Here is a 16,905-nt window from a genome sequence, read left to right on the forward strand (position 1 = left end):
GTACTTTTATTATTTGGTTTGGGCGGATATTTATGGCGCAGGCAGTAGGTTTGGTCGGTTGGCGTGGCATGGTGGGCTCGGTGCTCATGCAGCGCATGCGTGAAGAAAACGATTTTGCTTTTTTTGAACCCGTGTTCTTTTCCACCAGCAACGCTGGCGGGCCGGCGCCGGAATGGGCGACGGGGGCGGGTCCTTTACAGGACGCTCACGATATCGACGCGCTCAAAAAACTGCCCATTATCGTCACCGCTCAGGGCGGCGACTATACGTCCGCCGTCTACCCCAAACTGCGCGCCGCCGGCTGGACAGGCCTATGGATCGATGCCGCCAGCACTCTGCGCATGAACGACGATGCCGTCATCGTGCTGGATCCGGTCAATCGCCCGGTGATCGATGCGGCCCTGCAACGCGGCGTGCGCGATTATGTCGGCGGCAATTGCACGGTCAGTTGCATGCTGATGGGGCTGGCAGGCCTCTTCAAGGCCGATATGGTCGAATGGATGAGCTCCATGACCTATCAGGCAGCGTCGGGCGGCGGTGCGCGCCACATGCGTGAATTGCTGACGCAGTTCGGTATTCTCAATCAGGCGGTCGGCGCGCAGTTGGCCGACCCGGCATCCGCCATCCTGGATATCGACCGCGGCGTGCTCCAGGCGCAACAGAATCCCGATCTGCCGCGCGACAATTTTGGTGTGCCGCTGGGCGGCAGCCTGATTCCCTGGATCGACAAAGACTTGGGCGATGGCATGTCGCGCGAAGAATGGAAGGGCGGGGCGGAAACCAACAAGATCCTGGGCCGTGGCCCCGGCTTTGGCTCGACCCCCGTGCCGGTGGACGGTCTGTGTGTGCGCATCGGCGCCATGCGCTGTCACAGCCAGGCCTTGACCATCAAATTGCGTGGCGATATTCCGCTGGACGAAATCAACGACGCCGTGCGCACCGGGACTGACTGGGCGCGTCTGGTACCCAACGACAAGGAATCCTCTATGCAGGCTCTGACTCCCGTGGCCGTGACCGGCACCCTGGATATTCCCGTTGGCCGGCTGCGCAAGATGTCCATGGGGCCTGAATACCTCAGCGCCTTCACGGTGGGCGATCAGTTGTTGTGGGGGGCCGCCGAACCGCTGCGCCGTATGCTGCGCATCGCACTGGGTGAACTTTGATGCAGTCCGCCGCCCGCCTGATCGGCAGTAGCGCGCTGGCCCTGGCCGCATTGGCTGCCGGGTCCGTCCAGGCAGCTGATTTCGGTCACGCTCGCTTAGCCTCGGCGGTCGGCGAACCCTTGCTGATCCTGGTACCCGTCTCCGACCTGACGGCAGCTGACCTGCAGGCCTTGTCTGCGCGCCCGGCGCCCGTGGCCGACTGGACGGCTGCCGGGCTGACGCCGCCGGTGGCGCTCGATAGCCTGAACATCACGGTGACGCCCAGCGCCCAGGCCGGGGCGCGGCGTGTTCTGCGGGTAGCGTCGACGCAGGCGTTTTCCGGGACGCTGGCGGATTTGCTGCTGGACGTCCAGATGGCCACTGGCGCGCAGCGCTACCAGGTGTCGCTGGTGGCTCCCGGCCCCTTGCGGGTGGATGCGCCGGCCAGCCAATCGGCTGCGCCTGCCCAGGCCGGCACGGCGCCCGCCATCGGTGCCGCCGCCAAGCCCAGCAGCATCCGCAGGGTGCCTGCGGGCGCCATCGCCGTGCGCTCGGGCGATACCATGTTCGCCATCGCGCGCCGACATGCGGTGGATGGCGTATCGGTCTATCAGCTGATGATGGCCTTGCAGCGCGCCAATCCACAGGCCTTCATTCACAGCAACATCAATCTCGTGCGTGCGGGCGCTTCCTTGGCGGTGCCGTCGGTGGATGACATGCTGTCGATCTCCGATGCCCAGGCCCGCCAGCAGTTTCATGATCAGACCGTGGCCTTCGCCCGGCTGCGGGGCCGGCAGGCCGATGCGGCAGCCAATGTCGGCGCTCAGGCCGCTGGCGGGGCGGTATCGTCGGATGCCAAGACGCCCGCGCAGTCGGCGGGCGCCGGGGCGGGGGATCGTGTGCAGCTTAGCCAGGGCGGCGCATCCAGCGCTGCCGATGCGCGTGCCGCGCAAGGCCATGCCCTGCAGGATGCGGAATCCCGCGTGGGTCAATTGCAGGACAACGTCCAGAATCTGAACAAAGCCCTGCAATCCCAAGGGGAAGCCGCTCGCACGGCAGCCGCCCACGGGGCCCAGGTGCTGGGCCAGTCCCTCGAACAGGTCGCCTCGGCCATCAGTGAAGCAGGTCGTGAATCAGCCGCCCAGGCCAATCCCCAAGCCAGCAGCCCTTCTGCTTCCGCAGACGGGCAGCCGGCCCGTGGCGCAACCACCGCTCAAGCCGGCGACGCCGCCACAGCCGCTGGGGCAACTGGTGGCGCGGCAACAGGCGGTGCGGCGGGGTCGTCCGGCGCTCAGGCCGGTCAGGCGGGGGCGCAAGCAGGCGCTGCCGGCACAGCCGCCGGGCAGTCCGGCAAAGACATAGGCGCGGGACCTGGTCTGGCGCCTCAGGGGCCTGCCGCCGCGGCGGCGAGCGAGCTACAAGCTTCTCCGCAGGCCGAACATCGTGTGTCCTGGATTCAAGATCATCTGCTGTGGGTGATGACCGCGTTGCTGGCCGTGATTGTCTTCATCATCGCCTGGCTGTTGCGGCGCGCCAATACGACGCGGGACGATACCGATGACAGCCCCCAGATCACCGAAGCCATGGTGCGCGACAAGCTCCAGGGCGTCGATCTGGAACTGCCGTCGCGGGATGACGGACAGGCTCCTCCGCAGGCCTGACACCCCGTGTCCAGAATCGTCCTGGGCCTGAGCTACGATGGCTCGGGCTGGCACGGCTGGCAGACCCAGCCGGGGGGCCGCACACTGCAAGACACCCTGGAAGCCGCCTTGGCGTCGTTTCTGGCGACGCCCTCGGTGGCCACGATCTGTGCCGGGCGCACGGATACCGGTGTGCATGCGCTGCAGCAGATCGTACATCTGGATACCGATGCCGTTCGCCGTGACGAGTCCTGGGTGCGGGGTTTGAATGCGCACCTGCCGCCCAGTATCTCCGTACAGTGGGCGCGGTGTGCCGCGATGGATTTTCATGCCCGTTTCGATGCCCGCGCCCGCACGTATTTCTACGTATTGCGCAGCGCGCCCGTGCGTTCGCCTATGCTGCATGGCCGCATCGGCTGGGTGCATGATCCGCTGGACGATCAGGCCATGCGGGCGGCTGCCGAATGCTTGTTGGGCGAACACGATTTCAGCGCCTTTCGTTCTTCCGAATGCCAGGCGGCCAGCCCGGTGCGTACCATGCAGGCGCTGAATATCGTCCGTCAGGGGGATTTCCTGATCTTCGAATTTCGGGCCAATGCATTTCTGCACCATATGGTGCGCAATCTGATGGGAACCCTGGTGATGATCGGTCGCGGTCGGCGTCCGTCCGACTGGGCAGGGGATCTACTGGCTGGCCGCGATCGTAGCCAGGCGGCGCCGACCTTCATGCCCGACGGCCTGTACCTGGCCCATGTGGATTATCCTCAGGCGCCGGATTTACCCATTTTGCCGCCCGCCGCCGCCTTGCATCGCCACCTGGGCGCCTGGTGGCGGATAGCGCAGGAATGATATGGCCTGGCGACCGTTTCCGGGTCTTTCCCGTGGTGAACGGCCTGGCCTATCGGATAGAATTGGACGTTTTGCGGTGATCCGGAGCCGAATGATGTCCCTTGCTTGTCCGTTCGGGCTATATTGCCTGCCGACAAACAACTGCGGTATGTCGTGTTCTGTAGGCGAACAATGAAAATCCTATTAAAGATGGCGGGCTGGATTGATGCCCTGAATATAGCGGTAGGCAAGACAGTGACCTGGCTGATCTTGATTGTCGCGCTGATCAGTGCGGGCAATGCGGTGATGCGCAAATTCTTCAGCTTGAGTTCCAATGCCTGGCTGGAATTGCAGTGGTATCTGTTCGGCGCCATTTTTCTGCTGGCGGCGGGGTATACGTTTTTGCGCAACGAGCACGTCCGGGTCGATGTGCTGTCGCAGAAACTACCGGAACGCGTCCAGGTCTGGATCGAGATGTTCGGTGTGGTGTTTTTTCTGATGCCTGCCGCCTGTCTGGTGTTCTGGCTGTCGATTCCCTTTTTCTGGGAATCCTATGTGCTGCATGAGCTGTCCTCAAATACCGAAGGCTTGATCCGCTGGCCCGCCAAATTGCTGATTCCCGTAGGTTTCGGGCTGCTGATCCTGGCGGGTGTGTCACACCTCGTCAAATGCGTGGGTTTTTTGCGCGGCGCGTGCTCCAACCCTATGCGGGTATCGGACGGCAAGAGCGACGAGGAAGCGCTCGTCGAAGATATTTTGGCCCAGCAACAGGCCAGCCAACCTGCTGAATCGGTGCGGGGGCGCTGAAGATGGAATTTCTCGCTAATAATCTTGCGCCGATCATGTTCGTCAACCTGATCGGATTCCTGCTGCTGGGTTTCCCCGTCGCATTTTCGCTGGCGGCCACTGGCGTGGTGTACGGCCTGGTCGCCATCGATTTCAATCTCATGAGTCCGCTGCTGTTTCAGGCCTTGCCCCAGCGGATATTCGGCATCGTCAGCAATGATTCTTTGCTGGCGGTGCCGTTTTTCACCTTTATGGGGCTGATCCTCGAACGCTCCGGGATGGCCGAAGACTTGCTGGACACCGTCGGGCGGTTGTTCGGCCCTCTGCGCGGGGGGCTGGCGATCGCCGTGGTATTTGTCGGCGCCTTGCTGGCGGCGACCACCGGCGTGGTGTCGGCCTCGGTGATTTCCATGGGTTTGATTTCCCTGCCCATCATGTTGCGCTATGGGTATGACCGGCGCCTGGCGACGGGCGTGATCGCAGCATCGGGCACGCTGTCTCAGATCATCCCGCCCTCGCTGGTGCTGATCGTGCTGGCCGACCAGTTGGGTCGATCTATCGGCGATATGTACCGGGGCGCCATGTTGCCCGGCCTGTTGTTGGCAGGCTCTTACATGCTGTACGTGTTTGTCGTGGCGTTCCTGCGGCCCAATCAGGCGCCGGCGCTGCCACCGGAAGCCAGGGGCGAGATCGATGCGTATGGTCGTCGCGGCCTGCGCTCTTTGCTTGTCCTGACGGTGATCGCCGCTGCGGTGGCGTACTGGGGATCTCAGTATTATTTCCGGTCTCATGCCGATATTCCGGTGGACGAGCGGGTCGTCATCGTTTTGCTGATCTGGGGCGTGGCCGCGCTGGTCATGGCCTTGGGGAACAAGCTCCTGCACCTGGGTTGGCTGTCGTCGCTGGCCGAACAAGTCGTCTTTGTCATGATTCCGCCGCTGGCCCTGATCTTCCTGGTGCTGGGCACGATCTTCATTGGCGTGGCGACCCCCACCGAAGGCGGCGCCATGGGCGCCGTGGGTGCGCTCGTCATGGCGCTGTCGCGCGGGCGGTTTTCCATGCAGCAGCTGCGCCAGGCCATGGAAAGCACGGCGCGCCTGACGTGTTTCGTGATCTTCATTTTGGTGGGCTCGACGATCTTCAGCCTGAGCTTCCGGGGGATCAACGGCGATCTGTGGGTCGAACAGCTGCTGCTGCACGTGCCGGGCGGGGAACTGGGCTTTCTGATCGTGGTCAGCCTGGTCACGTTCTTCCTGGCCTTCTTTCTGGATTTCTTCGAGCTGGCCTTCATTATCGTGCCGCTACTGGGGCCGGTCGCCGACAAGATGGGCATCGATCTGATCTGGTTCGGTGTGCTGCTGGCGGTCAATATGCAGACCTCGTTTGTGCACCCGCCCTTTGGTTTCGCTCTGTTCTATTTGCGTTCCGTGGCGCCGAAAGAGGACTATCACGACCGGGTCACCGGCAAGCTCATTGCCAAGGTCACCACGGCGCAGATCTATTGGGGTTCCATCCCCTTTATCGTCATCCAGATCCTGATGGTGATCGCGGTGCTCAGCTTTCCTGGCATGGTCACGCACTATAAGGGCAACGCCCCCACGGTCAATCCCGATTCCGTCACCTTTGGCCAGAATAGCGCCTACGGCCAGGATTCTTACGGCAGCGGGGATGCGGCGGGGGCGTTCCAGTGACCCCCCTCAGTCGCACTCGCGTCAAGATCTGCGGCCTGACTCGGCCCGCCGATGTGCTGGCGGTTGTTCAGGCCGGGGCGGATGCCGTCGGCCTGGTGTTCTATCCTGCCAGCCGACGCTGTGTGACCTTGGAGCAGGCCGCCGCTCTACGCGCGCAGGTCCCCGCCTTTGTGTCGGTGGTGGCCTTGTTCGTCAATCCGCAGCCTGACGATGTCCGACAGGTGCTGGATGCTGTGCGTCCCGATTTGCTGCAGTTCCACGGCGAAGAATCCGCCGATTTCTGCGGGCAGTTCGGCGCGCCTTACCTGAAGGCTTTCCGCGTCGGCGCGCCGGGCCTGGATTCAGCCGCCGGTCTGGCGGCGGCCTGTGCCGGCTACTCTCGGGCGAGCGGCTGGCTGTTCGACAGCTACAGCCCCGCGTATGGGGGCAGCGGCTGCCGTTTCGATACGGATCTGTTGACGCAGCTGCCTAGAGACGCTCACGCGCCGGCCCTGGTGCTGTCTGGCGGCCTGACGGCAGCCGGGGTGGGGGTGGACATCGCGGATCAGCGGCCTTTTGCGGTCGATGTCAGTAGCGGGGTGGAATCCGCGCCGGGCATCAAGGACCCCGCCAAGATTCAGGCGTTCATGCAGGCGGTACAGGCCGCCGACCGTCTGCGCTGCGGGTTAAACTAAGCGCCGTCACATAATACGAATACCCATGCTTCATCCTCAAAGGAGCCTTACATGATGAATCTGCACCCCGTTCTTCGCACATTGGCAGGCGCCGCCGCGGTCGTCGGCGCCCTGGCTGTCACGCCGGCGCAGGCTCAGTCGGTGGCCGTGACCTCGATTGTCGAACACCCGGCGCTGGACGCGGTGAAGGACGGCATCCACGAGGCGCTGACCAAGGCCGGCTACACCGAAGCAAAAGGCCTGAAATGGCAATTTCAGACGGCCCAGGGCAATACGGCGATTGCTGCTCAGATCGCCCGCAAGTTCATTGGCGACAAGCCCGACGTGATCGTGGCGATCGCCACGCCGTCCGCGCAGGCCGTGGTGGCCGCCACCAAGACCATCCCCGTGGTCTATGCCGCCGTGACGGATCCGGTGGCCGCCCAATTGGTAGCGGACTGGGGGCCGTCGGGCACCAACGTCACGGGGGTGTCCGATGCGCTGTCGCTGGAAAAGCAGATCGAACTTATCCAGAAAGTCGTGCCCAATGCGAAAAAGGTCGGCATGGTCTACAACCCCGGTGAAGCCAATTCCGTGGTCGTGGTCAAGCAGATGCGCGAATTGCTGCCGAAGGCCGGCATGAGCCTGGTCGAGGCAACCGCCGCCCGGACGGTGGACGTGGGCGCTGCCGCCCGCAGCCTGGTCGGCAAGGTCGACGTCATCTACACCAACACCGACAACAACGTCGTGTCCGCCTACGAATCCCTGGTCAAGGTCGGGAATTCCGCCAAGATCCCGCTGGTCGCCTCGGATACCGACAGCGTGAAACGCGGTGCCATCGCCGCGCTGGGCATCAATTATCACAATCTGGGCTTGCAAACCGGTGCTGTCGTGGCGCGTATCCTGAAAGGCGAAAAGCCGGGCGACATCGCTTCGGAAACCAGCGCCAAACAGGAATTGTTCGTCAATCCCGGTGCGGCTGAAAAACAAGGCGTGACCTTGTCGGATGCGCTGATCAAATCCGCCGCCCAGGTCATCAAGTAATCCGCTGTTGCGCTCATGTCCATTTATTCGATGTGGGGCGCCTTCGAGATCGGGCTGATTTTTGGCCTGGTCGCCTTGGGCGTCTTGATTTCCTTTCGTGTCCTGAATTTCCCTGACCTGACGGTCGACGGCAGTTTCCCCCTGGGGGGGGCGACTGCCGCCATCCTGATTCATCACGGCATGGACCCTTTTCTGGCTACCCTGATCGCCACCCTGGCGGCGGGTTTTGCCGGCATGATCACCGGCTGGCTGAACGTCAGTCTCAAGATCATGGATCTGCTGGCCAGTATCCTGATGATGATCGCGCTGTATTCGATCAATCTGCGCATCATGGATGCTCCCAATGTGCCGCTGATCACCGATCCAACGGTCTTTACCGTGCTGCAGCCCGAAGGCCTGGACGACTTCATCGCCAGACCGCTCATCTTGTTGGTGCTGGTGGTGGCCGTCAAATTGCTGCTGGACTGGTTTTTTGCCACCCAGGTCGGTCTGGCGATGCGGTCCACCGGGTCGAACCCGCGCATGGCGCGTTCCCAGGGTATTCATACAGGGCGCATGATTCTGTTGGGCATGGCTATTTCCAATGCGCTGTGCGGCCTGGCGGGGGCTTTGTTCGCCCAGTCGCAGGGCGGGGCGGACATCTCGATGGGGATCGGCACGATCGTGATCGGTCTGGCCGCCGTCATCATCGGTGAATCCATCCTGCCCACGCGCCGCCTGATGGTGGCGACGCTGGCGGTGGTCATCGGCGCGGTGCTGTACCGTTTCTTCATCGCGCTGGCGCTGAATGCCGATTTCGTCGGTCTCAAGGCCCAGGACCTGAACCTGGTCACGGCGGTGCTGGTCACGGTGGCACTGGTCATTCCGCTGGTCAAGCAGCGCTTGTCAAAAAAGAGGGCCTGACATGCTGAGCGCACAGAATCTGCATCTGACCTTCAACCCCGGCACGCCCATCGAAACCCAGGCCTTGCGCGGCATGTCTCTGGATATTCCCGCGGGCCAGTTCGTGACGGTGATCGGCTCCAACGGGGCGGGGAAATCCACTTTTCTGAACGCCATTTCGGGCGAGCAGGCCATTGATGGCGGCGCCATCCTGATCGACGATGAAGACGTGACGCGCCAGCCCGTCTGGGATCGCGCCCGCAAAGTCGCTCGTGTGTTCCAGGACCCGATGGCGGGCACCTGTGAAAACCTGACCATCGAAGAAAACATGTCCCTGGCCCTGGGCCGGGGTCAGTTCCGCAGCCTGCGTCAGGCGGTGCGCGAAGAAATGCGCGTGCTGTTTCGCGAGCGTCTGACGATGTTGGGCCTGGGCCTGGAAAGCCGCCTGACGGACCGCATCGGCCTGTTGTCCGGTGGCCAGCGCCAGGCCGTCAGCCTGTTGATGGCGGCTCTCAGGCCGTCGCGCATTCTGCTGTTGGACGAGCACACCGCGGCGCTGGATCCGCGCACCGCGCAGTTCGTGCTGGATCTGACCGCCCGCATCGTGGCGGAACACGGCCTGACGACCATGATGGTCACGCACAGCATGCGTCAGGCGCTGGACGTGGGCGACCGTACGGTCATGCTGCACCAAGGACGGGTCGTGCTGGATGTGTCCGGCGATACCCGGCGCGGCATGGAAGTCTCGGATCTGCTGGCCATGTTTGAACGGGTGCGGGGCGAGGAACTCTCGGACGATACCTTGCTGCTCGGATAATTTTGACAAAAAACATGTTTTTTGTCAAAATGTCTGGATGTCACAAAAACTGAGTCCGGATGCCCAGGCAGAACGGCGCACCCGCATCCTGGATGCGGCGCGCTGGTGCTTCCTGAATTTCGGCTTTTCCCGCACCAGCCTGGAAGACATCGCCCAGCGGGCGGTGATTTCTCGTACGCTGCTGTATCGCATCTTCAAAGACAAAGAAGACATCTTCATCCAGTGCTTCGATGCCTGGATTCTGTCGCGCGTGCAACCCGCCAGCCAGGCGGCCCGACAGCGCGGCACCGTTCGCCAGCGTTTGCGGGCCGTCTGCGATTGTCTGGTGCTGGATTCCTGGTCGGAAATGGTCGCCGCCCCCATGGCGGATGAATTTCAGGATGTTTATGAACGTCTGCGCCCCACCGTTGCCTGGAAGCACCGGGAAGGCGTGCTGGGATGTGTGCTCCAGGTGCTGAACGATGCGGATACCGCGCAGGTTTTCTTGCTGGCGCTGGAAGGTCAGTTCGCGGATCGCCCGTCGCTGGAAACGATGAAAGCCCGCATCGATATTCTGGTGACTCATTTTGCAGAGGGTTCCGAGTAATGTCCTTATCCTCAAATTCCCCTTCTGAGTCGCGGGGTTTCCTTTTATACTTTTGGATTGTCCAGGACAGCAGCGGCGTCATGACCTGACGTGGCGGGTGTCCCGGTCATACCCGAGACGGTCTTCTTTTCTGCCTTTCCTCTAAAAATTATTCATTCGGGAGTTTTCTTATGGCCTTTCTGCAACTGTCCGCCAGTCGGGCTCTACGGCCCTTGTCACTGGCGCTGCTGCTGACATTGGCCGCTTGCGGCAATGAAGCTCAACAGGGCATGCAAGGCATGAAAGTCCCGGTCAGCGTCGTCCAGATCCAGCCCCAGAAGGCAGTCGTCAATACCGAGCTGCCAGGCCGTGTGCAGGCCATCGAAGACGCCGAAATCCGCGCCCGGGTGACAGGCATCGTGCAAGGCATCGAATTCGAGCAGGGCGGCACAGTCAAAGCCGGCCAGCTGCTGTTCACCATCGATCCGGCGCCTTATCAGGCTGTCCGCGATCAGGCGGCAGCCCAGCTCAAGAACGCTCAGGCAGCCGCGACCACCGCCAAATTGCAGGCGCAGCGTTTTGGCAAACTGATCCAGCAGCATGCCGTCAGTCAGCAGGACTATGACAATGCCGTGGCCGCCGCGCGTCAGACCGAAGCCGGCGTCGCCGCTGCCAAGGCCGCCCTGGAAGCCGCGGCCATCGATCTGGGCTACACCAAAGTCACGTCGCCCATCGACGGACAGATCGGAAAATCGCTGGTCACGGTCGGGGCCTTGGTCAGCGCCAGTTCCGCTACTCAGTTGGCCACGGTCCATCGTCTGGATCAGGTCTATGTGGACATCACTCAGCCGGTGGCGCAGATCTCCACCTTGCGCCGGCAGATTGCCGATGGCGTGGTGACGCCCGATGCCCAGGGCAATACCCAGGCCGAAGTCCTGCTGGACGACGGTGGCGTATACCGCCATGAAGGCAAGCTGCTGTTCTCCGGTGTGGCGGTGGATCCCGGCACCGGGCAGGTCAACTTGCGAGCGCTTTTCCCGAATCCGGAACAGATTCTGCTGCCGGGCCTGTATGTGCGAGTGCGCCTGGCTCAGGGCACGGACCCCAAGGCGTTGATCGTGCCGGAACAGGCCATTCAGCGCACGGCGGACGGCAACAGCACGGTGGTGCTGGTGAAAGACGGTAAAGCCATGTTCACCCCCGTCCAGATCGGCCCACGCACAGAGCAGGGTTATATCGTGTACGAAGGCGTGCAGGCCGGTGACGAACTGGTGGTCGAGGGTTTCCAGAAGATCCGTCCAGGTGCGCCAGTGCAAGCCATGCCCTGGAAAAAATCGCCGGATGCCGCGGGCGGAGCTGGCGCGGCTGCGCCGGCTGACGGCCAGCCATCGGGGCAGAAACCTGCCGCTGATTCAGATTCGCAGGCCAAGGCCGGCTAAACGCCAGCCCATCCGCCCTTTGTCCGGTTTTCACGCGAGCTCTCATGCCACAGTTTTTTATTGAACGGCCGATCTTTGCCTGGGTAGTCGCGCTGGCCATTGCGCTGGCCGGCATCCTGGCCATCCCCAATATGGCGGTGTCGCAGTATCCCGACGTCGCTCCGCCCACCGTGACCATCAGCGCCACCTATCCGGGCGCCTCGGCATCCGAGGTCGCCACTAGCGTGGCCAGCGTCATCGAAAATGAGTTGAACGGCGCCAAGGGCTTGCTGTATTACGAATCCGTCAGCGATTCCAACGGCCAAGCCCAGGTCACCGTGACCTTCGTGCCTGGCACGGATATCGACCTGGCTCAGGTGGACGTGCAAAACCGCCTGTCCAACGCAACAGCCAAACTGCCCGCCGCCGTGACGCAGCAGGGCTTGAAGGTCAATCAGTCGAGCTCCGGCTTCCTGATGGTAGTCACGTTGTCGTCCAAAGACGGTTCCGTCGACCAATATGCGCTGGCGGACTACATTACGCGCAATATCCAGAATCCGATGTCGCGGATCAAGGGTGTGGGCCAGTTTCAGCTATTTGCCGCCAGCCGGGCCATGCGCGTCTGGGTCGATCCCCAGAAACTGGTCGGCTACGGCCTGAGCATGTCTCAGGTCAATAGCGCTCTGGCATCCCAGAATCTGGTGATTTCCGGCGGTCTCCTGGGGTCTCCCCCGAATCCTGATACCCAGCGCACCGTGGCGCCTCTGGTCGTCAACGGTCAGCTCACGACGCCGGAAGAATTCGGCGATATCGTGTTGCGGGCCAATCCGGATGGATCTTCGGTGCGCATTCGCGACGTCGCCCGAGTCGAGCTTGGTTCGGACAATTATCAGTTCGGCGCGCGCTTGAACGGCAAGGCGACGGCTGCTTTCGCTCTGTCGCTGACGCCCTCGGCCAACGCCCTGGAAACGGCTAAATTAGCCAAAGCCAAAATGGCCGAGCTGGCCGAGTTCTTCCCGGACAACATCACCTATCAGATTCCTTACGACACGTCGCCGTATATCAATCTGTCCATCGAACAAGTGATCCACACGCTGCTTGAAGCCATGGTGCTGGTGTTCGTGGTGATGTACTTGTTCCTGCAGAACGTGCGCTACACCCTGATCCCCGCGCTGGTCGTGCCGGTGGCCATGATGGGCGCATTCACCGTGATGCTGGCCCTGGGCTTTTCCATCAACGTGCTGACCATGTTCGCGATGGTGCTGGCCATCGGGATTCTGGTGGACGATGCCATTGTGGTGGTGGAAAACGTCGAGCGCATCATGGCCGAAGAAGGCCTGTCGCCCAAAGAAGCCACCAAAAAGGCCATGCCGCAGATCAGTGGCGCCATCGTCGGCATCACCCTGGTGCTGACCACCGTATTTCTGCCGCTGGCCTTTATGTCCGGGTCCGTGGGGGTGATCTATCGCCAGTTTTCCGTGGCGATGGCGGTCTCCATCCTGTTTTCGGCCTTGCTGGCGCTCACCTTCACGCCGGCGCTGTGCGCCACTATTCTCAAGCCTATCCCAAAGGGGCATCATGCCGCCAAACGTGGGTTTTTCGGCTGGTTCAACCGCAGTTTTGATCGCACGACGCAGGGATATACCCACTGGGTCACGCGCAGCCTGAAGCGAGCCGGGCGCATGATGTTGATGTTCGCCGTGCTGGTAGGGGTGCTGGGCTGGTTGTTTGTGCGCCTGCCCACGTCCTTCCTGCCCGAAGAAGATCAAGGCTATGTGATCGCCAATATCGAACTGCCGTCGGGGGCCTCGTCCAACCGCACGGTGGAAATCATCGAGCAGGTCGAAAAATACTTCATGGCCTTGCCGCAGGTGGCCAACATCATCGCCGTTCAGGGCTTCAGCTTCAACGGCAATGGCTTGAACGCCGCCATCGCTTTCGTGCCTCTGAAGGACTTTGCAGAGCGCAAGGGGCCGGGCGACTCGGCGCAAGCGATTTCCGGCACCGCCATGGGCAAGCTCCTGTTCGGTTTGCCGGACTCGATGGTGATTTCCATCACGCCGCCTGCCATTTCCTCGCTGGGCAATGCCTCGGGTTTTGACCTGCGCCTGGAAGACCGCAGCGGCGTGGGCAGCAATGCGCTGCAGGATGCCACGCAACAGTTGCTGATGCTGGCGTCTCAAAGCTCCATCCTGACGGGTACGCGTGTCACCGGCCTGGGCGCGGGTCCCCAATTGAAAGTGGATATCGACCGCAACAAGGCCGCTGCTTTGGGCGTGGATTTCTCGGAAGCGGCTCAGCTGATTTCCACGGCGATCGGTTCGTCCTACATCGGCAAGTTCACCAACCAGGGCTGGGTGCAGAATGTCTGGGTCCAGGCCGACCAGGACGCCCGGATGAATCCGGACGATATTCTGCGGCTCAATGCCCGCAACGCCAATGGCGAGATGGTGCCGCTGTCCTCGTTCGTATCTTTGGAATGGACGCGGGGGCCAATCCAGGTCGTGCGCTATAACGGCTATGAATCCATCCGGATCGGCGGTTCGGCAGCGCCGGGGTATTCCACCGGCCAGGCCATGGCCGAAATGGAACGCCTGATCGCTCAGTTGCCGCCCGGCCTGGGCTATGAATGGACCGGCCTGTCCTACCAGGAAATTCAGGCGGGCAGCCAGTCCACGATCCTGATGGCCTTGTCGATCCTGGTGGTTTTCATGGTGCTGGCCGCCTTGTACGAAAGCTGGGCCATCCCGCTCTCGGTGATGCTGGCGGTGCCGCTGGGCATGCTCGGCGCCGTGTTGCTCAGTAGCTTGATGGGCAAAGATAACGATGTGTATTTCATGGTCGGGATGGTGACCGTGATCGGTTTGGCTGCGAAAAACGCCATCCTGATCATCGAATTCGCCAAAGACCTGTATGCCAGCGGGGCAGGCCTGCAGGAAGCCGCCATCGAGGCTGCCCGCCTGCGTTTCAGGCCTATCCTGATGACGTCCTTCGCCTTCATCCTGGGTGTGTTGCCGCTGGTGCTGGCCAATGGCGCAGGCGCAGCCAGCCAGAATGCCGTGGGCCTGGGTGTGTTCGGCGGCATGCTGGCTGCCACGCCGCTGGCGGTGCTGTTCGTGCCGACCTTTTTTGTAGTGATTTTGAAATTGTTCAAGACCAAACCGAAACTGCTGGGCCATCAGGCGCCGCATATTCCCGCCGCCGGGGAAGCAAATACCGGAGACCGATCATGACATCCTGGACGCGACGAGGCCGCCTGGGGGCCATGACGACCCTGTGCCTGGCTCTGGGGGCTTGCTCCCTGGCGCCTACCTACAATCGACCGGTGGCGCCGGTCCCGGACCAGTTCCCCCTGACGGCTGATGCCGTCAACCAGGCGGCGCTGCCGGCTTGGCGCGACGTCTTCCTGGACCCCCGCCTGCAGGCGCTGGTCGAGCTGGCCTTGAACAACAACCGTGATCTGCGCATCGCCGTCGAGCGCGTGGAAGAGGCCCGCGCCCAGTTCGGCGTTGCGCGTAGCGACCTCTTGCCCACGATCGGGGCGCAGGGCACCGAACAAGCCTCCCACCAACCGGCCAATATGCGCAATGGCGGGGAAAGCAGTCCCGCCGTCAACCGCAGTTTTGTGGCCGGCGTGGGCATGACAACCTTCGAACTCGATTTTTTCGGTCGGGTGCGCAATCTCAGCGAATCCGCCTACCAGCAATTCCTGTCTACCGAACAGGCCCGCCGCACCGTGCAGCTGGGCTTGATCGCGCAGACCGCCGAGGCCTATTTTGGTTTGCGTACCGCACAGTCTCTGCATGAGCTGATGGACAAGACGCTGCAAGCGCGTCAGGGGTCCCTGGACCTGGTGCAGGCGCGCTTTGACGTGGGCGTCGCATCGGACCTGGATCTGGCGCAGGCGCAGGCGCAGCTGGACTCCGTTCGGGCGGACCTGGTGGCGGCGGAACGCGCCATGGCCCAGGCGACCAATGCCTTGCAACTGATTCTGGGTACCCCGCTGCCGAACGACCTGCCGGCGCCGCTGCCGTTTGGCCGCGATCAGTTGCTGCAGGCCATTCCCGCCGGATTGCCGTCCCAGTTGCTGGAACGCCGTCCCGACATTATTGGCGCCGAACACGGCCTGAAAGCCGCCAACGCCCAGATCGGCGCGGCGCGGGCCGCCTTTTTCCCGCGCATCAGCCTGACCGGGCTGCTGGGTTTTGCCAGCCCGGAATTGGGCGGCCTGTTTGGCGGCAGCCAGCGGTACTGGCAGTTCTCGCCGCAGATCCAGGTCCCGCTGTTCGCGGGCGGCGGGCTGAAAGGCAATCTGGACGTGGCTGAAGCACGCAACAATATTGCGGTGGCTACTTACGAAAAAACCATTCAAACCGCCTTCCGCGAAGTCGCCGATGGTCTGGCAGGCGAGGCGACCTACAGCCGCCAGCTCGATGCCCTGCGCGCGACGGAATCCGCAGCGCTCAGAACCCTGAAGCTGGCGGAAGTGCGCTATGAGACCGGGGTTGACAGTTTCCTGCAGGTGCAGACCGCCCAGGTCAATTTGTATGGTGTGCAGCAGCAATTCATCCAATTGGGAGCGGCTGCCCTGGCGAACCGCGTCGAGCTTTACAAGGCATTGGGCGGGGGCTGGTCGCCTGACGACCTGCCTGCAAAGGAAGGATGATGGAACTGGGTGTCAACATCGATCATGTGGCCACGTTGCGTCAGCAGCGGATGACCACTTATCCAGATCCCGTGCAGGCTGCGCTGCGGGCCGAAGAAGCCGGCGCCGACCTGATCACCCTGCATTTGCGGGAAGATCGGCGGCATATTCAGGATGCCGATGTCTGGGCGATCCGGCCGGTGCTGCGCACCCGCATGAATCTGGAATGCGCCATCACGCCGGAAATGCTGGACATCGCTTGCCGCGTGCAACCCCACGACGTCTGTCTGGTGCCGGAACACCGCCTGGAATTGACCACCGAAGGCGGTCTGGACGTGCTGGGCCGGTTCGACGAGGTACACGCAGCGGTGTCGCGTTTGCACGATGCCGGCATTCGGGTCTCGTTGTTCATTGACCCCGAAGCCGATCAGATCGCTGCGGCGGCGCGGGCAGGCGCGCAGATCGTTGAATTGCATACCGGGGCCTACGCCGATGCGCCGGACCCCGCTCAGCAGGCGGCTCAGCTGGAACGTCTGCGGGCTGCGATTGCGGTGGGCGTGGGCGAAGGGCTGCGCGTCAATGCCGGGCATGGCCTGCACTACGGCAACGTCCAGCTTGTGGCGGCGCTGCCGGGCATCAGTGAACTGAATATCGGCCATGCCATCGTGGCACAGGCTGTCTTCGATGGCTGGGAACCCGCCATCCGGCAGATGAAAGCCCTGATGGTGCAGGCTGCCGGTCGCTAGCGCTGCGTCGGCGGCGCAGCGCCGACGTGCATTCTTGATCTCTTGAGT

General features: G+C 62.5%; 14 protein-coding genes. All 14 read left to right on the forward strand.

Features of this window, described 5'->3' with window-relative positions; translation table 11 throughout:
- Positions 1 to 32 precede the first annotated feature (32 nt).
- The 14 genes from asd to pdxJ all read left to right on the forward strand — a co-directional run bounded on the left by asd (position 33) and on the right by pdxJ (position 16,857).
- Positions 33 to 1,163 carry an aspartate-semialdehyde dehydrogenase gene (asd, locus tag WBF69_RS01605; RefSeq protein WP_424260537.1) on the forward strand — a complete coding sequence of 377 codons (1,131 nt, stop codon included), beginning with the start codon at positions 33 to 35 and terminating at the stop codon, positions 1,161 to 1,163.
- Complete coding sequence (locus tag WBF69_RS01610; protein ID WP_424260539.1) at positions 1,163 to 2,803, forward strand: type IV pilus assembly protein FimV; 1,641 nt, start codon at positions 1,163 to 1,165, stop codon at positions 2,801 to 2,803. Before asd ends, WBF69_RS01610 begins: the two co-directional genes overlap by 1 nt.
- Positions 2,804 to 2,809: 6 nt before the next feature.
- Positions 2,810 to 3,631: a tRNA pseudouridine(38-40) synthase TruA gene (truA, locus tag WBF69_RS01615; protein ID WP_424260541.1), complete on the forward strand. Its 822-nt coding sequence runs from the start codon at positions 2,810 to 2,812 to the stop codon at positions 3,629 to 3,631.
- A 171-nt stretch (positions 3,632 to 3,802) separates the two neighbouring features.
- Positions 3,803 to 4,417, forward strand: a complete 615-nt coding sequence (locus WBF69_RS01620; protein ID WP_424260543.1) for a TRAP transporter small permease subunit — start codon at positions 3,803 to 3,805, stop codon at positions 4,415 to 4,417.
- 2 nt (positions 4,418 to 4,419) lie between these two features.
- A complete protein-coding gene (locus WBF69_RS01625) occupies positions 4,420 to 6,087 on the forward strand; it encodes a TRAP transporter large permease (protein WP_424260545.1) in 1,668 nt (555 codons plus the stop codon).
- A complete protein-coding gene (locus WBF69_RS01630) occupies positions 6,084 to 6,761 on the forward strand; it encodes a phosphoribosylanthranilate isomerase (RefSeq protein ID WP_424260547.1) in 678 nt (225 codons plus the stop codon). The genes WBF69_RS01625 and WBF69_RS01630 overlap by 4 nt, the downstream gene beginning before the upstream one ends.
- A 54-nt stretch (positions 6,762 to 6,815) precedes the next feature.
- Complete coding sequence (locus WBF69_RS01635; protein WP_424260867.1) at positions 6,816 to 7,784, forward strand: ABC transporter substrate-binding protein; 969 nt, start codon at positions 6,816 to 6,818, stop codon at positions 7,782 to 7,784.
- A gap of 15 nt (positions 7,785 to 7,799) precedes the next feature.
- Positions 7,800 to 8,687 carry an ABC transporter permease gene (locus WBF69_RS01640; protein ID WP_424260549.1) on the forward strand — a complete coding sequence of 296 codons (888 nt, stop codon included), beginning with the start codon at positions 7,800 to 7,802 and terminating at the stop codon, positions 8,685 to 8,687.
- A 1-nt stretch (position 8,688) separates the two neighbouring features.
- Positions 8,689 to 9,483, forward strand: a complete 795-nt coding sequence (locus tag WBF69_RS01645; RefSeq protein WP_424260551.1) for an ABC transporter ATP-binding protein — start codon at positions 8,689 to 8,691, stop codon at positions 9,481 to 9,483.
- A 37-nt stretch (positions 9,484 to 9,520) separates the two neighbouring features.
- Complete coding sequence (locus tag WBF69_RS01650) at positions 9,521 to 10,069, forward strand: TetR/AcrR family transcriptional regulator (protein ID WP_424260553.1); 549 nt, start codon at positions 9,521 to 9,523, stop codon at positions 10,067 to 10,069.
- A 170-nt stretch (positions 10,070 to 10,239) separates the two neighbouring features.
- Positions 10,240 to 11,487, forward strand: a complete 1,248-nt coding sequence (locus WBF69_RS01655; RefSeq protein ID WP_424260555.1) for an efflux RND transporter periplasmic adaptor subunit — start codon at positions 10,240 to 10,242, stop codon at positions 11,485 to 11,487.
- Positions 11,488 to 11,531: 44 nt separating this feature from the next.
- Entirely contained in the window at positions 11,532 to 14,699 is a 3,168-nt protein-coding gene (locus WBF69_RS01660; RefSeq protein WP_424260557.1) for a multidrug efflux RND transporter permease subunit, read from the forward strand.
- Complete coding sequence (locus tag WBF69_RS01665; protein WP_424260559.1) at positions 14,696 to 16,132, forward strand: efflux transporter outer membrane subunit; 1,437 nt, start codon at positions 14,696 to 14,698, stop codon at positions 16,130 to 16,132. Before WBF69_RS01660 ends, WBF69_RS01665 begins: the two co-directional genes overlap by 4 nt.
- Positions 16,129 to 16,857: a pyridoxine 5'-phosphate synthase gene (gene pdxJ, locus WBF69_RS01670; RefSeq protein WP_424260561.1), complete on the forward strand. Its 729-nt coding sequence runs from the start codon at positions 16,129 to 16,131 to the stop codon at positions 16,855 to 16,857. Before WBF69_RS01665 ends, pdxJ begins: the two co-directional genes overlap by 4 nt.
- The last annotated feature ends 48 nt before the right edge of the window (positions 16,858 to 16,905 follow it).

The organism is Castellaniella sp. (assembly GCF_049673105.1).
In the GTDB taxonomy this organism is placed as follows: Bacteria; Pseudomonadota; Gammaproteobacteria; order Burkholderiales; family Burkholderiaceae_B; genus Castellaniella.

Bases quoted from the DNA above. Each gene is read 5' to 3' on its own strand.
- WBF69_RS01655 (WP_424260555.1), top strand. From the start codon at position 10,240: ATGGCCTTTCTGCAACTGTCCGCCAGTCGGGCTCTACGGCCCTTGTCA.
- pdxJ (WP_424260561.1), top strand. From the start codon at position 16,129: ATGATGGAACTGGGTGTCAACATCGATCATGTGGCCACGTTGCGTCAG.
- WBF69_RS01625 (WP_424260545.1), top strand. From the start codon at position 4,420: ATGGAATTTCTCGCTAATAATCTTGCGCCGATCATGTTCGTCAACCTG.
- WBF69_RS01645 (WP_424260551.1), top strand. From the start codon at position 8,689: ATGCTGAGCGCACAGAATCTGCATCTGACCTTCAACCCCGGCACGCCC.
- WBF69_RS01660 (WP_424260557.1), top strand. From the start codon at position 11,532: ATGCCACAGTTTTTTATTGAACGGCCGATCTTTGCCTGGGTAGTCGCG.
- WBF69_RS01665 (WP_424260559.1), top strand. From the start codon at position 14,696: ATGACATCCTGGACGCGACGAGGCCGCCTGGGGGCCATGACGACCCTG.
- asd (WP_424260537.1), top strand. From the start codon at position 33: ATGGCGCAGGCAGTAGGTTTGGTCGGTTGGCGTGGCATGGTGGGCTCG.
- WBF69_RS01640 (WP_424260549.1), top strand. From the start codon at position 7,800: ATGTCCATTTATTCGATGTGGGGCGCCTTCGAGATCGGGCTGATTTTT.
- WBF69_RS01635 (WP_424260867.1), top strand. From the start codon at position 6,816: ATGAATCTGCACCCCGTTCTTCGCACATTGGCAGGCGCCGCCGCGGTC.
- WBF69_RS01650 (WP_424260553.1), top strand. From the start codon at position 9,521: ATGTCACAAAAACTGAGTCCGGATGCCCAGGCAGAACGGCGCACCCGC.
- WBF69_RS01620 (WP_424260543.1), top strand. From the start codon at position 3,803: ATGAAAATCCTATTAAAGATGGCGGGCTGGATTGATGCCCTGAATATA.
- WBF69_RS01610 (WP_424260539.1), top strand. From the start codon at position 1,163: ATGCAGTCCGCCGCCCGCCTGATCGGCAGTAGCGCGCTGGCCCTGGCC.